Here is a 16,252-nt window from a genome sequence, read left to right as displayed (position 1 = left end):
CATTCCAAAAATTAAAGTATCAATCACGCCTTACAAAGCGCTTTGTCTTCATCCACGGATGTTTTTCCGCTCAACGCATCCTTGCCAAATTTATCAAGATAGAGCAAAAAATGTTCTCGGGGCAACGTGCCCCAGACTTTCAGCGATGGAAATTTTTCTTCCGCCAGCTTGATGCACTGGTTATTCATCTCCACCGCTTCCTCGCGCGACATGCCCTTGTCCGCGACAAAATCCAGATTCATCGCAATATTGGCTTCCGGGTCCTGAATGATCTTGGTGATGGAAAACTTTTCCGGATATTGATAACAACTGGAATCCCGATTCAATAAAAACACCCCCGGCCCGAAAGACTGAATGGAGTCCAGATTGTCCATCAGAAAATCGGTGGTCTCCTGGGCTTCTGCACGGGTCTCGGTGGGGAAGCCATAAAACAGGAACGAATGATTCCAGATTCCGGCGGCGCTGCTTTTTTTCAGAACGTCGCGCTCCACCTGTTTGCAGGTCCCCTTGTCGATCAGGGCGAGAATCCGGTCATTGGCGCTTTCCAGGCCAAACATCAGGAAAATGAAACCGGCTTGTTTCATTTTCCCGAACAGGGTTTCGTCCATGACTTTTTCAAATTTCAGTAAGGCAAGTGCGCGAATGTCCACCCCGCGTTCGATCATCAACTCGGAAATATCATTCAACGCATGCGGCGACATCGCTTCATCTGAAAACGTGAAATACTTGGTCTGATATTTTTCAGACATCGCTATCAGTGCGTCCACCATTTGCTCGGTCCGCTGTTTGCCGTAGCGGTGACCGTACACAAAACTGTGCGTGCAGAACGTGCATTTGCCCCAGTAGCAACCCCGGCTCTGCAAAACCGGCAGGATGGGATAAGGCGACAGATAACGTTCCATCGGCAACCCCTCAAACGTCGGCGAGGGAATTTCTTCAAAGCGTAATTCGACCCGTTCCTTATTGATGCAAACTTCGCCCTTATCCTGAAACATGAGATTGGGAACCTCATACAAACTCGATCCCTTTTTCAGAGTGGTCAGCAGTTGATGCAACGGGTCTTCGCCCTCAAACAACACGATGCTGTGGCAGAAGTCATCAAAAAATTCTGTGTGGCCCTTCAACTGACTGGCGTTGACGCTGAAGATCGGTCCGCCGAGCGTGATGTGCAAATGCGGATGCCTCTCTTTGAGCATGCGAGCCAGCGTCAAACCGGGAATGATCTGCGAAATGCCGATGATAGAAATCCCGACAACGTCGTAACTTTCCCACGACTCGGTAGGAAGCAAGGTCTCGTCATACAACTCAATAAACGGGTTGGTTTCCCTATCCTGAGTGAACTGCCGCGCCTTGAAGGTGGATTCCTCCGCCCGCGTGCCGCTTTCAAACGTGGACAAAGAAAAAATCGACGGCGAATACGCATCGGATACCAGCTTGAGCGCCGACTTGATAATCATGTCCGCCTGCCGGTAGGAATCAAAATGAAAGAACCGGTCTGGAGTCCGCATCACCGCTTTGGCGTCTTCCACCTGGGAAATGATGGCGTCGGAAAACTGGATGCCGGTAGAAAGAACATCCATGCAGGATTTTTCCTTAATCGTGAATGAACTTTTAGCGCGCATGGTTTGTAACCGTTGCCTCATCTTCTCAACCATTTTGCGCAAACGGTCGGGAGAGAGAAAATGGTCATAAGACTCAATATTAAAATCGCGTTGCGCCACCTGCCATCCCTTGGACTGCAAATAGGCAGTCAGGTAGGGCGTGCTCAGATAAGGCTGCGACGGATACCACTGTGCGGGGAATATCAGTAACGTTTTCATGGTTTAATTATCATAACATTAAAGGTCCGGGTTTCCCAACCAAGAGGCGGCTCCACCCGTTTTCGGAAAATAAAAAATTCGACAAAACTATTCAAATTATTCGATTAAACCGTTTGATTTAAAGGAACAAAATCCAATTGACATAACAAACCTGCCCCGTATAATCGAGTCCTTGCAAACAAAAAATGCCAACTCACTGTAAATAGTTAGGAAGCAAGGATTTTTCGGCTGTTTCCATAACCCCCGGATCGAAGCGGTGGATTTCACCCGCTTACCGGCTTGTTTATTAATTATAGTGTATACAGTCATTTTTTGTTGAATGCCGAACCAACATTTTTGTATTCTTAAAAACATGAACCCGTTTAAAGAAATTGGGTATCTTAATTTTAAGGCTCTTCCCAGTTCTATTTTTGAGGTTAAAAATGCGCACAAAGTTTTTTAAATTAAGATACTTAATGGTTTTGATGGCTTTGTGCCTCATTGCCCCCGGCCTGAGTTTCGCAACAGGGGAGCCCGCCACAGAGATCGAAATTTCTCTGGTAGACGGCATTGCCACCGACAAAAACGGTGGTTTCTATATTTCGAAGCGGGACCACAACACCATCGATCGGGTCGATAAAAATGGCCTGTTGACTCGTTTCGCCGGCACAGGGGAATCCGGTTATACCGGTGACGGCGGCCCGGCCCTTAAAGCCAGCTTGAAAGTACCCGCAGGCTTACTCACGGATGACAAAGGCAACGTTTATATTGCCGACCGGGATAATCATGTGATTCGAATGGTGAACCGCAAAGGCATCATCACAACAATTGCAGGAAACGGCACAGCGGGGTTCAGTGGAGATGGCGGCCCGGCTACGAAAGCCAGCCTCAATCTTCCTTCAGGATTGGTCCTGGACAGTAAAGGCAACCTCTATATTTCTGATCGCAGCAACAACCGCATCCGCGTGATCAACAGCAAAGGCATCATCGCCACTTATGCCGGCAACGGTGAAGACGGATACGGGGGGGATTCCGGCCCGGCATTAAAAGCCAGGATCGACCGGCCTTTTGGGCTCGCCATCGACAAAAACGACAACCTCTACATTGCCGACAGAAGAAACAACCGCATCCGCAAAGTCACGCCGTCGGGCATCATCACGACCGTGGCCGGAGATGGCGGTTTCTTTTTCATGGGCGACAATGGCCCCGCCTACCGGGCGAGTATCGCCGGTCCTACCGGCGTAGCGGTAGATGACCAGGGCAATATATACATCGCGGACCGCAATAATAACCGCATCCGTGTCGTCGATAAACAGGGCATGATCCGCACCGTCGCCGGCACCGGACAGCAGGATTACAATGGCGACGCGGAGCTGGCTCGGGATACCAATTTGCATTTGCCTTTCGGATTGGCGCTGGATGCGAAAAACCGCCTGTTGGTCATCGACCGCTCGCATTATCGTATCCGCAGAATTGACCCGCTCAAAGGCAAAGTGGAAACTCTGGCAGGCAATGGCCGCAAAAATTTTGCCGGCGACGGCGGCCCTGCGACAGGAGCGAATTTAAATTTTCCGCATGGGATCGCTGTTGACAAAAAGGGCAATGTTATATTTTCGGATAAAGGACATTTTCGCATCCGTAAAATTTCTCCTGAGGGCATCATCCAGACCATCGCTGGAAATGGCGACCGCGGCAATGTCGGCGATGGCGTTCCAGCTTTAGAGGCTTCTCTTTTTTCAGTCCAGTCTCTGATTCTCAACAGTAAGGAAGAAATTTACTTTGTCAGCCCCAGCGGGTTTGTCAGCATGATCCGCCATATCGACGATAAGGGGATCATGCACACCTTCATCCAGACAGCGGATAAAGAATACCTGGCGGCGCTTGCAAGCGATCAATCTCAGGGGTTGTCCATGAAAAGCAGAATCGCCATGGTCACTCAGTTTTCCGATATCGTGTTTGACAAAGATAACAACATTTATGCCTCCGACCGCATCAACCATCAGATTCGTAAAATCAAACCCGATGGCACGATCAAAAATATTGCGGGAACGGGCGGATCGGATTACACCGGCGACGGTGGCCCCGCCACCCAGGCAACTTTTCGAGACCCCAGAGCCCTGGTAATGGACCCGGCTGGAAATCTCTATATCGGCGACTCGGCCAACAACCGCATCCGCAAAATCGATACGAAGGGAATTGTTTCGACGATTGCGGGAACAGGCGAGCACAATGACACGGGCGATGGCGGGCCGGCGATAAACGCGGCAATTCGCTCTATGGACGCTCTGGCTTTCAGCCCGGACGGGGAATTGTACATCGTCGGATTCAATACGCATCGCATCCGTAAAATCACCAAGGACGGAACGATCGTTACCGTGGCAGGAAACGGTTATCAGGGATATTTCGGCGATGGAGGCCCTGCAACCCAGGCCATGCTCAAGCAACCTGCCGCCATCGCGTTTGATGCCAAGGGCAACATGTACATTTCGGACATGGGCAACAACCATATTCGCAAAGTTGACACCCAGGGGATCATTTCCACTTTTGCCGGAACCGGCACCTATGGCTGGGCACAAGATGGAGAAACGGTGGAAATCTATCTGCATAATTTCCCGTAGATCACTTAAAGACTTCTAAGGACTATGGAATAGGTAACAGTCAATCAGGAAAAAACCGGGTTTCAATCATTTTTTTCGACAACGATCCTTCTGGAGAGACAGTCAATGCTGAATTATTTATCGAAAATCGCTCTATTAACCTTCGTGGTCCTGTTATTGACCGGGGGTAACAAGGCTCTCGCCGCGGAAACAGATGTCTTTTCCGATATTCTAAAAAAAGTGGATGGTCTGATTTGTTCACAACCAAAAAAGATAACCGAATTTTACCATCCCAAGCTGGTGATCCTTTCTGATGACAAGCGCGGACTTCTGGAAAACCGGGTCAAGGCGTTTCAGCAGATGACGGCTGAGTTCCGGGAAATCAAATGCCAGACCCAACGCCAGGTTCTGGCTGGGAATAAAGGCCAGGACCTGGGATATCTGCTGGTCGACGAAATCAGCAGCATCACCTCGAAAAGCTCCGACACGGATGAACGACAACACAATGTTTGCAACTATGTATTCAACAAAGAGGGGTCTGCCTGGAAAATCGTCCTGGAGCATTGCACCAGTCTGCCCGACTACAGCATCCGTCCTGGAGATGACGCCCTGTACTACTTTCATAATCCCGTCTATTAAAACAAACTCGCTATACCCATTGAAAAAGAAACTACTCAAACTATAATGGTGCTTTGAGACCTATTTTCAACGGGTATAAAGAAAATCCACTGAACGTCCTCCATGCCGCGTTTGCGATTCCTGATATTTATGAATTTCAGGAATCGCAAGGGTGTCATTATTCCATCCGCCTGAAAAAACACCCTCTTCCTTCGGCCTTAAAAGAACAGAATATGTGCTGGCCCGTCCGGTGTGTGGGCCACCCATCCTTTCAGCCGAAGATTTGCCCATTTGCAGTTTTTGCCTGAGCCTGGGGGAAATAGATTGGCTCGATTGAAAAGAGTCGGTCAAACTAAATTCCAAGGTGATAATGATCGTAATTAAAGGCAAATTCAAAAAAAGCCCTGCCTTGAACAACAATGTTATTCACCCGGTTAAAATTTTTCTGGAATTTATATGGTTAAAGTGAAAAATATCGGATAATATTTTCCGAACTCGCATTGCAAAACTGAAACGCACCCAAATCTCTGCAAATCCACCAGGCTCCAGGGCATATTCCCAGCCATGAAAATTAAAAAAAAGAAGAAAAAAGGCCATGATTTAATTGGCTGGCGGGAGTGGGTGTCCCTTCCTGAGTTCAAAGTAAACTCGATCAAGGTTAAAGTCGATACCGGAGCCAGAACCTCAAGCCTTCATGTGTCCTATATAAAAAAAATCAAAGGAACCAAAACGGTAGAGTTTATTATTCATCCCGATCAGGACCATTCGAAGCCCGAAATTCATGCATCTGCGGTGGTGATCGCGGAACGTTCGATTAAAAGTTCGAACGGGGAGTCGAGTGTGCGCCCGGTGATTGAAACCGCCCTGGAATTGGGCGGGAAAGTTTTTACCGTCGAATTGACTCTCGTAAATAGAGATCTGATGGGATTTCGAATGCTGTTGGGTAGGGAAGCGATCCGAAACCGCTTTCTGGTCCACTCAGGAAAATCATATCTGGCTTCAAAAAGATAAAATTAGGAGAAATTAATGAATATTTGCATATTATCCAGAGGGCCAAAGCTTTATTCCACCAAGAGGCTGGTGGAAGCCGCAAAAAAACGCGGGCACTCTGTGGAAGTGATCGATCCGTTGAGTTGTTATGTGAATATCACGTCGCATAAACCCTCGGTCCATTACAAAGAACGGATACTCAACGAATTTGATGTGGTGATTCCCCGTATCGGAGCTTCCGTTACATTTTTCGGGACCGCCATTCTTCGTCAATTTGAGATGACCGGAACATATTCCTTGAATGAATCGGTGGCTATTGTGCGTTCACGCGACAAACTGCGCTCTTTGCAGATTCTGTCGAAGAAAGGCATCGGCCTGCCGGTGACCGGCTTCGCTCACTCCACCAAAATGACCAATGACTTGATCCAGTTGGTGGGAGGAGCCCCCCTGGTGGTCAAGCTCACCGAAGGAACACAGGGCAAGGGAGTCATTCTGGCTGAAACCGACAAAGCCGCAGAAAGCGTCATCGGCGCGTTCCGGGAACTCGACGCCCATTTTCTGGTGCAGGAATTTATCAAAGAAGCCGGAGGCGCTGACATCCGTTGCTTCGTCATCGGCGAAAAAGTCATTGCCAGCATGAAAAGACAGGGCAGGGAAGGAGAATTTAAATCCAATTTGCATCGCGGCGGAACCGCGCAAAAAATCAAGATCACTCCCGAAGAACGCAGTACCGTCGTCCGCTCCGCCAAAGCCATGGGCCTCAATGTGGCCGGTGTGGACCTGCTCCGGTCGAAACACGGCCCCCTGGTCATGGAAGTAAACTCGTCGCCGGGACTGGAAGGCATCGAAACCTGCACCGGGATCGATATCGCGGATAAAATCATCGATTTCATCGAAAAGGACGCACGTCCATGGAACACCAAGACCACCGGAATAGGATGAGAAAATCCGCCATTCAGATCGGCAAGGTCTGGATCAAACCGGGGGAGCGCAAAAATATTAACGTCAGCATCGCCAATCTTTATGACGGTACGGACCTTTCCTTTCCCGTAGAGGTCGTGCGGGGAAAGGTTCCCGGCCCGACCCTGTTTATTTCCGCTGCCATTCACGGCGACGAAATCAACGGGACCGAGATCATCGGCAGACTGTTGAAGAAGAAAGTTCTTGCAAAAATCAAGGGAACCTTGATCGCCATCCCCGTGGTCAACGTATACGGCTTTAACAGCTTGTCCCGTTACCTGCCGGACCGCCGGGATCTCAATCGATCGTTTCCCGGCTCCGCTACCGGCTCTCTGGCCGCCCGTCTGGCGAATGTCTTCATGAAGGAAATCGTAAAAAAATGCACCCACGGGATCGACCTTCACACCGGCGCCGTCAACCGGACCAACCTGCCTCAAATTCGCGCCTATATTGACGACGTCGAAACCAAGCGGCTGGCATTCGATTTCGGCGCCCCGGTGATAATAAACTCGAGCTTTCGTGACGGTTCCCTGAGAGAGGCGGCCCGCAGACGGAAAATCCCCATCCTCCTTTTTGAAGGCGGAGAGGCCCTGCGCTTTGATGAAAACATCATTCAGATCGGGTTGCGGGGATGCCTATCTGTTCTAAGATCTATTGGCATGTTGCCGAAAAAAAAACAGATCGAGCAGCGCCGGGAAGCATTTATTTCCTGGAACAGTCAGTGGGTTCGAGCCCCTGCCAGTGGTCTCCTTCGAACATTAAAAGGAATTGGCGCGCAAATTGAAAAGGGTGAACGTTTGGGGATCATCAAAGACCGCTTTGGAAAAGTACAGGTCGAAATAAGAGCAGAATTCGATGGAATCATCATCGGCCAGTTAAAACTTCCATTGGTCAATGAAGGCGACGCTGTGTACCACGTTGCCTCCTTCCTGAATACCCGGCAGGTCAAGAAGAGCCTCGATCAATTGGAAGGAGAAATATTCCAATCCTTTTATGACTGATTCCCTGTAAAATAATTTCTTTATGAAATTTCTTCCGTTCCCCCTAAAATAGAAGTGATGAGGAAGAAAAAAGGAAAACCTTACCCGCTGGGCGCCACCTGGGATGGCCGTGGCGTGAATTTCGCTTTGTTCAGCGAAAACGCCTCCAATGTAGAGCTGTGCCTGTTCGACGCTATCAATTTCAGAAAAGAATTTTATCGGGTTTCCCTGACCGAGCGTACCAATCATGTCTGGCATGTTTACCTGGAAGAGGTGAACCCCGGCTGTCTTTATGGATACCGGGTGCATGGACCTTATGACCCTGAAAAAGGGCACCGATTCAATCCCAACAAGGTACTGATCGACCCTTACGCCAAAGCCGTTGCCCGTACCGACAAATTTGATGAACGGCTGTTTGGCTATCAATTTGGTTCTTCTCAGGAAAACTCCAAAATGGACCGGCGGGATAACGCCGCCTGTGCGCCTCTTTCTGTTGTGGTCGATACCTCCTTCACCTGGGGGGATGACCGGCCTCCGAATACTCCCTGGAACGAAACCATCTTGTATGAAACGCATGTCAAGGGAATGACCGCCCTGCATCCCCAGGTTCCTGCCCAACTGCGCGGAACTTTTGCCGGACTGGCATCCGAACCGGTCCTCAGTCACCTCAAATCTCTTGGGGTCACTGCCGTGCAGTTGATGCCCATCCAGCAACATTTCGGCGAATTTCACCTCCAGGAAAAGGGATTAAAAAATTATTGGGGTTATAACACCATTGGCTATTTTGCTCCCGACAACCGTTTTCATTCGGGGCAGATGGGGGACCCTGCACAGGAATTCAAATCCATGGTTTGCTGTTTCCACAAAGAGGGAATGGAAGTCATTCTGGACGTGGTTTACAACCACACGGCGGAAGGCAATCACTTAGGACCCACCCTCTCCTTTCGCGGCATTGATAACCGGGCCTACTACCGGTTGAACGCCAAGAACCCGGGATTGTACGACGACTTCACCGGTTGCGGCAACACCCTCAACACAGACCATCCCGAGGTTTTGCAACTCATCATGGACAGCCTGCGCTACTGGGTAACCGAGATGCATGTGGACGGGTTCCGGTTCGATTTAGCGACCACCCTGACCCGGGAAAATCATGACGTGAACTTTCAGGGGGCCTTTATCAAAATCATCCAGCAAGATCCGGTCCTCTCTCAGGTCAAATTGATCGCAGAACCCTGGGATTTGGGCGAAGGCGGGTATCAGGTGGGCAACTTCCCTCCCCCGTGGTCCGAGTTGAATGGAAAATTCAGAGATACAGTAAAGCGTTTCTGGAAAGGCGATGAAGGAAAATTGCCGAAACTAGCCAGTCGCATCTCCGGCAGTAGCGATGTGTATCAGCACAATGGCCGAAGCCCTCAGGGCAGCGTCAATTTCATCACGTCTCATGACGGTTTCACGCTTGAGGATCTGGTGAGCTACAACTCCAAACACAATGAAGCCAATCAGGAGGAAAACCGGGACGGGACCGACGCCAACGACAGCTGGAACTGCGGCGCGGAAGGACCCACCAGAAACGCAAAAATAAAAGCCTTGCGCGTTCAGCAAAAACAAAACCTGATGGGCACCCTGCTTCTTTCCCAGGGAGTTCCTTTGATTTGCGGCGGCGACGAGCTGGGGCGGACACAGTCCGGGAACAATAATGCCTATTGTCAGGATAATGAAACCAGTTGGTACAACTGGACTTTGAACAAGGAACAAAAAAAGTTTCTCGAATTTGCGCAAAAAATCATTCACCTTAGAAAGATCCATCCGGTTTTCACCCGGACAAAATTTTTCACAGGAAAAAAAATTGGCAAATCCGTCGCCAAGGATATTTCATGGATTTCCCCCAATGGCCGGGACATGACTCAGGCGGAATGGGGCTGGACCACGCCCTTTGTCCGCAGCATCGGACTTCGGCTGAGCGGTGACGCGATTGACGATATAGACGACAGGGGCAGACTGATCCAGGGAGAAACCATCCTTATGTTGATCAACGCACATTATGAAAAAGTCCCTTTCATTCTTCCCGCCCATAAAAAAGGCACCCGCTGGGAACTCATCGTTGACACCTCATCCCTTGACCCTATTGGAATCGGTCGGGCAGGAACCGCTTATCCGCTGGCGGGCAACTCCCTCGCGGTCCTGTGCCTGAAACCGAAGCGCGAAAAATGACCGGCTGGAAACCCCGCTTTGGCGTCTGGTTTGAGAACCAAAGCGCTCACTTCCGCCTGTGGGCTCCTGAAGCCTGGTCCATAGATTTAGCAGGTTGCTGAAAAACTATTTTTGGGACCTTAAAATGTTAATTTCAAGTTTACTGTTAATTTAAGAAAACCAGTAGCACAGGCGACCTATCCTTAAAGTTTATGCGGAAATGCGGAATTTAATTCCGCCTTTCTAGCCTGTGCGCACAGCCTGGAAAGGCTGTGCCACTTAAAAGCAAAAACCTGTAAAACTTAACTTGCTGACGGATTTTTCTCTTTTTCAGCAACCTGCTAGTTCTGGAAGACGTTTTCTCCTTCTGGCCATTGACACTCCTGGTGAAAGATCTTCCCGGTAATAGTCAAAATTGAATGGGTTTCTAGAAATCCAGTGGACAAAGACGCGACCCGGATTTTGCGATTTAAAAAGGAAAGGTTTACCAATGGGTCCTAACGTGATAATTTTTGTATCAATTAAGTTTGTTGTGGAAAAATATTCACGGATCAAATAACTTCTTGTGGATCATGACATGACTCTAAATATTGAAGGAAACGAAGGTGGAAGGATTGTCGTAGAAGTCGATCCGGACCTGGAAGAACTGATTCCTGGATATCTTAAAAACCGACAGAAAGATATCGAAGAGATCCGGGAAGCCTTGAACAATAAAGATTTTGAGTTGATCCAACGTATGGGCCACACCATGAAAGGTTCTGGCGGGGGATATGGTTTTGATTTTATCAGCGCCGTTGGTTTGAGTCTGGAAGAGGGCGCAAATGAAACCAGCGTCGAGAAAATTCAAGACGCGTTGCAAGATCTTTGCGATTTTCTTGAACGGGTGGACGTGGTATACAAATAGATTCAACCCTGAAAATTATAATAATGTGGATATGTTTCCAAAACTCCAAGCGCTCCTTCCCTTAATTTTTCCTCTTTACACCCGTGTATAATTTGCGCTCGGCTTTTCTTTTTCTTTTATCCGCGCTATTGGTTGCCTTCTCTGTTCAGGCCGAAGAAAACGATTGGAGTTCCTGGCAGGAGCAATTCAACCGAATGCAGACCGAAAAAGGCGTCGCTCCTGAAAACCCCACTCTCCGTATCAAAGACGTCGAAGTCACCGCCACCCTAAAGGACACTCCTGAAGTCCACGTATTCAGCTACCGGAATCAAACCCATGAAAAATGCATCACCTGCCATGACGGCATTGAAGAGGTCAGCGCCTCGCATCCGCGCGAGTTTGGCTGCACCGTGTGTCACGGGGGCAATGGAGATTCGGTACAAAAAAATGCCGCCCATGCCACACTGATTTTTGACCCCAATGCCGGAACGGGGAAACGCAACCCGTCCAGTCTGCTGGTGGCTGACAAATCCTGCGGCCAATTGAATTGTCACGCGGGACACGCCCAACAGGATCGCAACCATATTCAACGGGTCAAAAAATCGATGATGGGCACCCTGGCAGGGGTGATTTCCGGCTTGCGTTATCAATGGTCCGCGCAAAGCACGCCCACCGCCAAATACGGAGCCTACCCGGTAACGGACGCGGATGGTCAAATCCCGGAAGAAGAGGGAGCGTTATCTCATTTGGAGGCGTTGCCCCTGTACTCTCCCAGTAAGGGGCGAGAAAAACCCCATCTTTTGGGAAATATTAAAGCGGCGCGGGTTTCCCGCCACGTGGGGGACCGGGTGTTGCGACAAAAATGTTTTCAATGTCATCTGGACTCCCCGCCAGCACCGGGGGAATTCCGGTCCCAGGGATGCGCCGCCTGCCACTTCACCTATTCCGAAGATGGTTTGTACAAAGGCCAAGACCCAACCCTGTCACGGACGGAACCGGGGCATCCCACGTTTCACAAAATGACTGCCCTGACCCCAAATATCCTTTGCACTCAGTGCCATAAGGCCACGGGTTCTGTCCCTCAGCCCGACCCTGAGGAAAATGCAGCAAGCCCCTTGCCGTTGTTTCCAGGGGAAGGACAGATACACCAGGACGTTCACTTTGAAATAGGTTTTGATTGTATTGACTGCCATACCCAGTTTGATATCATGGGCGACGGCAACCTCTATTCCAAACAGCATCAGGCCGTTGAAGTCCGGTGTGAGACCTGTCACGGGGACAGCAATTCTCTACCCGTCGCCGAAAAGGTGACCGACCCGAAAGATCGGGTGATCCGCCTGAGTCAGCATTACAACGGCTGGACCAATTCCATCGATGACCACATGATCCTATCTGCCCGCAAACGCAAATTGACCAATGTCAAAATGCTGGAAAATAAAATCATCACTCTTGGGAAAATCAGTGGGCACAAGTACCGCACCCCGACGATCCGGGGAGGAAAGAAAGCTCATGTCATCCCGGCGCACAATGAAAAGCTGGAATGTTCGGCCTGCCATTCCCAATGGGTTCCCGAATGCCAGGGTTGCCATTCTCTTACTGTCAACCGCAGTGACAATGAGTCCACGGATAACAAAAATTTATGGCAGTTATCGCCTTCTGCACCCAAGGTGACTCTTCCCAGTCTCATGGTCGGTCCTAAGGGAAAAGTCGTCCCCATGCTTCCGCAACCGCAAAGGACTTTAACTTTTACGGACGAGAAGGGAAATCCAATCGCCGCTTTGGCAAAAAATGGCGATTCGCGTGGCCCCTACAAGAATTGGACTTTTACCAATCCGCATGGTTATTCCGGGTCCAACCTCGCGTATGCCGTTGCCCCTCATTCCGTTGGCAAAAAAGTGAGATCCTGCGCCAGCTGTCATTTGTCGCCGGAAACCGTGGGGTTGGGAGAGGGAGATTTGTCGCTGGGGCGAAAATCGTCGGGAGCAGCGGATCAAATGACAGCTCTTGTTCAATCGGATATCGTCAAACACAATTCCAGTTTGGCACCAGATGCTAAAGTCAGTGTTCGCGGGGAGCCTCTTTCAGGAACCAGCCAGACAGGGGCCCGCCCTTTCAATCAGGAAGAAATCACGCGGATTCTCCGAGTGGGCAATTGCATCCCCTGCCACGATCGCTACAGCGATCGGATCTATCGGGACATGAAAAAAAGTTACGCGTTTGAACAAAAGGCAGCTCATCGTAAACTCAGAAACAAAATTTTAAACAAGAAATAATTTCACGCATGCTCCTGATAAAAAAATTCTGGTTTGCCACTCTTCTGGTTTTATTGCTCGTAAGCATGACGGCATCCTCTATTTATGGCCAAGTTGAACATCCACTTGAGCAACGGGAAGACCTCAACCAACCGCTCCCAGCTACCGAGCCTGGAGAAAATGAAACGCCTGACATCCAGACCCCGGATTTGTTTCAATGGCCGCTTCCCCTGGAGAGTTCAGAAACTTCCGAGGCAAAAAAAGCCATTTCCGAATCCACTTTTGTAGAAGAAGCGCCACCGGCAACGCCTAAAGAAGGTAGACTGGATGGTCCCGGCATCAAAGATTTACCGCCTGTTTCTCCTCAGAAAAAAAGAACGGTTCAGGTTCCCGTTTTTCAGAAAAAACCATTTGTCGATGCCGGTGATTTCCGCGATCCTTTTTTCTTTGTTCGCGGGTTTCAGGAAAATTCTCCACAGGTTTTGCAACCTGGAGTCACGGTCGATGGTCTTCAGTTCTTTTCCTATGCCGACTCCAACAAGTTCATGGAAAATTTTTACCGCAACACCAACTTCTCCCTGGACGAAGTTTTTGAGGACGTCGTGCAATTGGAATCCAGCCAGGGATGTCTGCATTGCCATAGGGGCATTGAAGAAATCAGTTCAAACCATAAGTTCAGATGCACCCAATGCCATGGCGGCAACCGCAGAGCCAAAACTCTCCCCCAGGCACACAAGGATTTGGTGGCCAACCCCTCGGACCTGGACCACGCCGCGAAATTTTGCGGAAAATGCCACGCCCAGCAGATTAAAATGGTCGAGCAGTCCGCCATGACCACTGCCAAGGGAATTATCAATACCACCCGATACGCCTGGGGCGCTCAACCTTATGATAAAGCAAAGTATTCCCTGCGCCCCAATGCAGAAGCTCTGGAAACCCTCTTGCCACTTGCGGGCAAGGAACATCCGGTCGATTCATTTTTGCGGACGAAATGCCTCCGCTGTCATGTTCAGGGCGAATCCCCACACCGCTCGGGAGATTACCGGGCCACTGGCTGTGCATCCTGCCACATGGTCTATGGAAACGACGGACTCACCTTGACCCAGGACCGGGCGGTTCAATCCCAACAGCAAACATATGCCCAGGAAAATAAAACTCGTTTTCAACAGGGGCATGCTTCCCAGTCCTTGAAAAATAAACGCGGGTACCCCGTGATGCATAAATTCACACTGGCGATTCCAAGCGTCCAATGCGAGCATTGCCATAACGCCAATGGGGTCGGCAACGAGTTTGAAGGTTTGTTGAGGAAACCCGCCCGGCCGCATCTCACGGGAACAAAAACCGACTTTGAAAAACCCGTCCTCTATGGAAGCGAGCACGAACTTTTGCTCCCGGACATCCACCGTGAACGCGGGATGCACTGCATCGACTGCCACGGAACCAACGGCATCAAAGAAACGCCAGGTTCACCCGGCATGCACTCCCAGATAAAAATCCGCTGCAAGGACTGTCATGGAACCCATTCCAAGGAACCGGCGGAGTTCCTGTTGGTGCAATCCGACCCTAACACCACGGAAATATTAAAAAGCGTGAACAGGAATTCCAACCTGAGAAAAAAAATTCAGGCAGGCAACATCATCCTGGTCAGCTCCGATGGAGTCCGAATGCCGCATATCAAGCGCGACAAAAAACAATGGGTCCTTTATTCCAAAGTCACCGGCAAAAAACATGTCATCCCCATTCTAAAAAATATTAAGCAACCGCCCGCTCATCAGGTGAACAAACACATGACCTCTATGGAGTGCCACACCTGCCACGCCCGCTGGTCGGCCAGTGACTGGGGAATGCACCTCATTAAGGAACCCTCGCTCGATCTGGACAAATGGAAAAACTGGAGTTTTTCTGATCCGACTTTACAACAATTGCTGTCTCAAAAAAATGAACAGGCCGCGCCAGGAAAAATGCTCGACTGGTTGACGGCAAAGTCAAATCCTGACGGAATTGATGGAACCTGGGTCGATGGACTGTGGTGGGATATTTTTACAGAAACCGGCTGGAAGGATATGATTCTTGGGAAAAACGCCCAGGAAAAATATACCGTCATGAAACCGAGGTATCAGTATTTTCTTTCCGAACGGAGCGGGAAAAATCTACCCTCAGGGAAAAGAGGGGAAGTTCTGAAAACAGTAGATGACAAGCCCAGCCTGATTCTGGTTCCCCATACGCCACATACCATCCGCAAATCGGTACGCAGTTGCGAAAGCTGTCATGAAAGCAATGTGGCGATGGGATTGGGCAATCCTCTCAAACGGTCTATCCAGGATGGGAAAATGTTCTTCACCGAATTCAATAAGAACAACCGCCTGCTCCCGGAATTTCAGCTCAAACAAATGGTCACGGATGAGGGAACCGTTCTGCAAACTGCGGTTCCTCCCAAGGAAACCCGATTTCTAAAATCCAAAGAAATTGCCGCCTTGGTGCAAAAAAGCGATACCTATCGAGCCTTTCGTTACCTGAATTTGCGAAACCTTCAGTATCCCCGGCTTCTCATTCGCAATGAATTTCCTTATGACCTGAAACATCTAGCCAACGAAAAAAGTTATGGCCACCCCACTCCGGTCGAGGATTTGTATTATGATTTCGAAAAAAACCAGTTCTTTGCTTCCGGCACTTCTTTAAAGGATATCCTCGAAAAACGAGCCCAGGAACCTGAAAGCCCAGCAACATCAGAGACGGGTCAAAGCCCCAGTTTTCAGGTAGAAATTAATGATGCCCCTTATCTGCAAACTCCCGCACCCCTGGCGGAACAGGCCCCTGTGGTGGAGTTACCTGAATCCAATGACCTTCCTCAACCACCCAAAGAGCAAACTCTTAAGGAAGAAGGCAATGCCATCGTCGATTTTTTCCAAGGCATCTTTAAGGAAGGTTCGCCTCAGCCTCCTCTCGCAAACCCGGATCCATCACCTCCAACAGAATAAAAGCC

General features: G+C 49.6%; 11 protein-coding genes. 9 read left to right on the top strand and 2 right to left on the bottom strand.

The window, feature by feature from the left end; translation table 11 throughout:
- Positions 1-23: 23 nt before the first annotated feature.
- On the bottom strand, positions 24-1,820 hold the full coding sequence (locus tag O3C58_03220; protein MDA0690874.1) for a radical SAM protein: 1,797 nt from the start codon (positions 1,818-1,820) through the stop codon (positions 24-26).
- 455 nt (positions 1,821-2,275) lie between these two features.
- On the opposite strand from O3C58_03220, the gene O3C58_03215 reads away from it, so the two are divergent.
- Positions 2,276-4,417 carry a hypothetical protein gene (locus O3C58_03215; protein MDA0690873.1) on the top strand — a complete coding sequence of 714 codons (2,142 nt, stop codon included), beginning with the start codon at positions 2,276-2,278 and terminating at the stop codon, positions 4,415-4,417.
- Between the two features lie 105 nt (positions 4,418-4,522).
- The gene (locus tag O3C58_03210) at positions 4,523-5,035 is read left to right on the top strand and encodes a hypothetical protein (GenBank protein ID MDA0690872.1); all 513 of its coding nucleotides are present in this window, start codon (positions 4,523-4,525) and stop codon (positions 5,033-5,035) included.
- A gap of 66 nt (positions 5,036-5,101) precedes the next feature.
- Here O3C58_03210 and O3C58_03205 read toward each other — a convergent pair whose 3' ends face one another.
- Positions 5,102-5,365, bottom strand: coding sequence for a hypothetical protein (locus tag O3C58_03205; protein MDA0690871.1), 264 nt, complete (start codon positions 5,363-5,365; stop codon positions 5,102-5,104).
- 213 nt (positions 5,366-5,578) lie between these two features.
- Here O3C58_03205 and O3C58_03200 point away from each other — a divergent pair, with 213 nt between their 5' ends.
- From O3C58_03200 to O3C58_03170, 7 genes are all read left to right on the top strand, one after another.
- Entirely contained in the window at positions 5,579-6,025 is a 447-nt protein-coding gene (locus O3C58_03200) for a RimK/LysX family protein (protein MDA0690870.1), read from the top strand.
- Between the two features lie 15 nt (positions 6,026-6,040).
- A complete protein-coding gene (gene rimK, locus O3C58_03195) occupies positions 6,041-6,946 on the top strand; it encodes a 30S ribosomal protein S6--L-glutamate ligase (GenBank protein MDA0690869.1) in 906 nt (301 codons plus the stop codon).
- The gene (locus O3C58_03190) at positions 6,916-7,965 is read left to right on the top strand and encodes a M14 family metallopeptidase (GenBank protein ID MDA0690868.1); all 1,050 of its coding nucleotides are present in this window, start codon (positions 6,916-6,918) and stop codon (positions 7,963-7,965) included. The genes rimK and O3C58_03190 overlap by 31 nt, the downstream gene beginning before the upstream one ends.
- A gap of 57 nt (positions 7,966-8,022) precedes the next feature.
- Positions 8,023-10,155: a glycogen debranching protein GlgX gene (glgX, locus tag O3C58_03185; protein MDA0690867.1), complete on the top strand. Its 2,133-nt coding sequence runs from the start codon at positions 8,023-8,025 to the stop codon at positions 10,153-10,155.
- A 556-nt stretch (positions 10,156-10,711) separates the two neighbouring features.
- Positions 10,712-11,038 (top strand): Hpt domain-containing protein, encoded by a 327-nt coding sequence (locus tag O3C58_03180; protein MDA0690866.1) that lies wholly within the window; start codon positions 10,712-10,714, stop codon positions 11,036-11,038.
- Positions 11,039-11,232: 194 nt separating this feature from the next.
- On the top strand, positions 11,233-13,290 hold the full coding sequence (locus O3C58_03175; GenBank protein MDA0690865.1) for a hypothetical protein: 2,058 nt from the start codon (positions 11,233-11,235) through the stop codon (positions 13,288-13,290).
- An 8-nt stretch (positions 13,291-13,298) separates the two neighbouring features.
- The gene (locus O3C58_03170; GenBank protein ID MDA0690864.1) at positions 13,299-16,247 is read left to right on the top strand and encodes a hypothetical protein; all 2,949 of its coding nucleotides are present in this window, start codon (positions 13,299-13,301) and stop codon (positions 16,245-16,247) included.
- Positions 16,248-16,252: the final 5 nt, after the last annotated feature.

This window comes from Nitrospinota bacterium, assembly GCA_027619975.1.
GTDB lineage: Bacteria > Nitrospinota > Nitrospinia > Nitrospinales > VA-1 > JADFGI01.
Note: the sequence above shows the minus strand (reverse complement) of the source record. Positions and strands in the feature narration are given on the sequence as shown.

What these genes read in the sequence shown, in the direction of transcription:
- O3C58_03220 (MDA0690874.1), bottom strand. Translation starts at nt 1,820, where the DNA reads ATGAAAACGTTACTGATATTCCCCGCACAGTGGTATCCGTCGCAGCCT.
- O3C58_03215 (MDA0690873.1), top strand. Translation starts at nt 2,276, where the DNA reads ATGGTTTTGATGGCTTTGTGCCTCATTGCCCCCGGCCTGAGTTTCGCA.
- O3C58_03210 (MDA0690872.1), top strand. Translation starts at nt 4,523, where the DNA reads ATGCTGAATTATTTATCGAAAATCGCTCTATTAACCTTCGTGGTCCTG.
- O3C58_03200 (MDA0690870.1), top strand. Translation starts at nt 5,579, where the DNA reads ATGAAAATTAAAAAAAAGAAGAAAAAAGGCCATGATTTAATTGGCTGG.
- rimK (MDA0690869.1), top strand. Translation starts at nt 6,041, where the DNA reads ATGAATATTTGCATATTATCCAGAGGGCCAAAGCTTTATTCCACCAAG.
- O3C58_03190 (MDA0690868.1), top strand. Translation starts at nt 6,916, where the DNA reads ATGGAACACCAAGACCACCGGAATAGGATGAGAAAATCCGCCATTCAG.
- glgX (MDA0690867.1), top strand. Translation starts at nt 8,023, where the DNA reads ATGAGGAAGAAAAAAGGAAAACCTTACCCGCTGGGCGCCACCTGGGAT.
- O3C58_03180 (MDA0690866.1), top strand. Translation starts at nt 10,712, where the DNA reads ATGACTCTAAATATTGAAGGAAACGAAGGTGGAAGGATTGTCGTAGAA.
- O3C58_03175 (MDA0690865.1), top strand. Translation starts at nt 11,233, where the DNA reads ATGCAGACCGAAAAAGGCGTCGCTCCTGAAAACCCCACTCTCCGTATC.
- O3C58_03170 (MDA0690864.1), top strand. Translation starts at nt 13,299, where the DNA reads ATGCTCCTGATAAAAAAATTCTGGTTTGCCACTCTTCTGGTTTTATTG.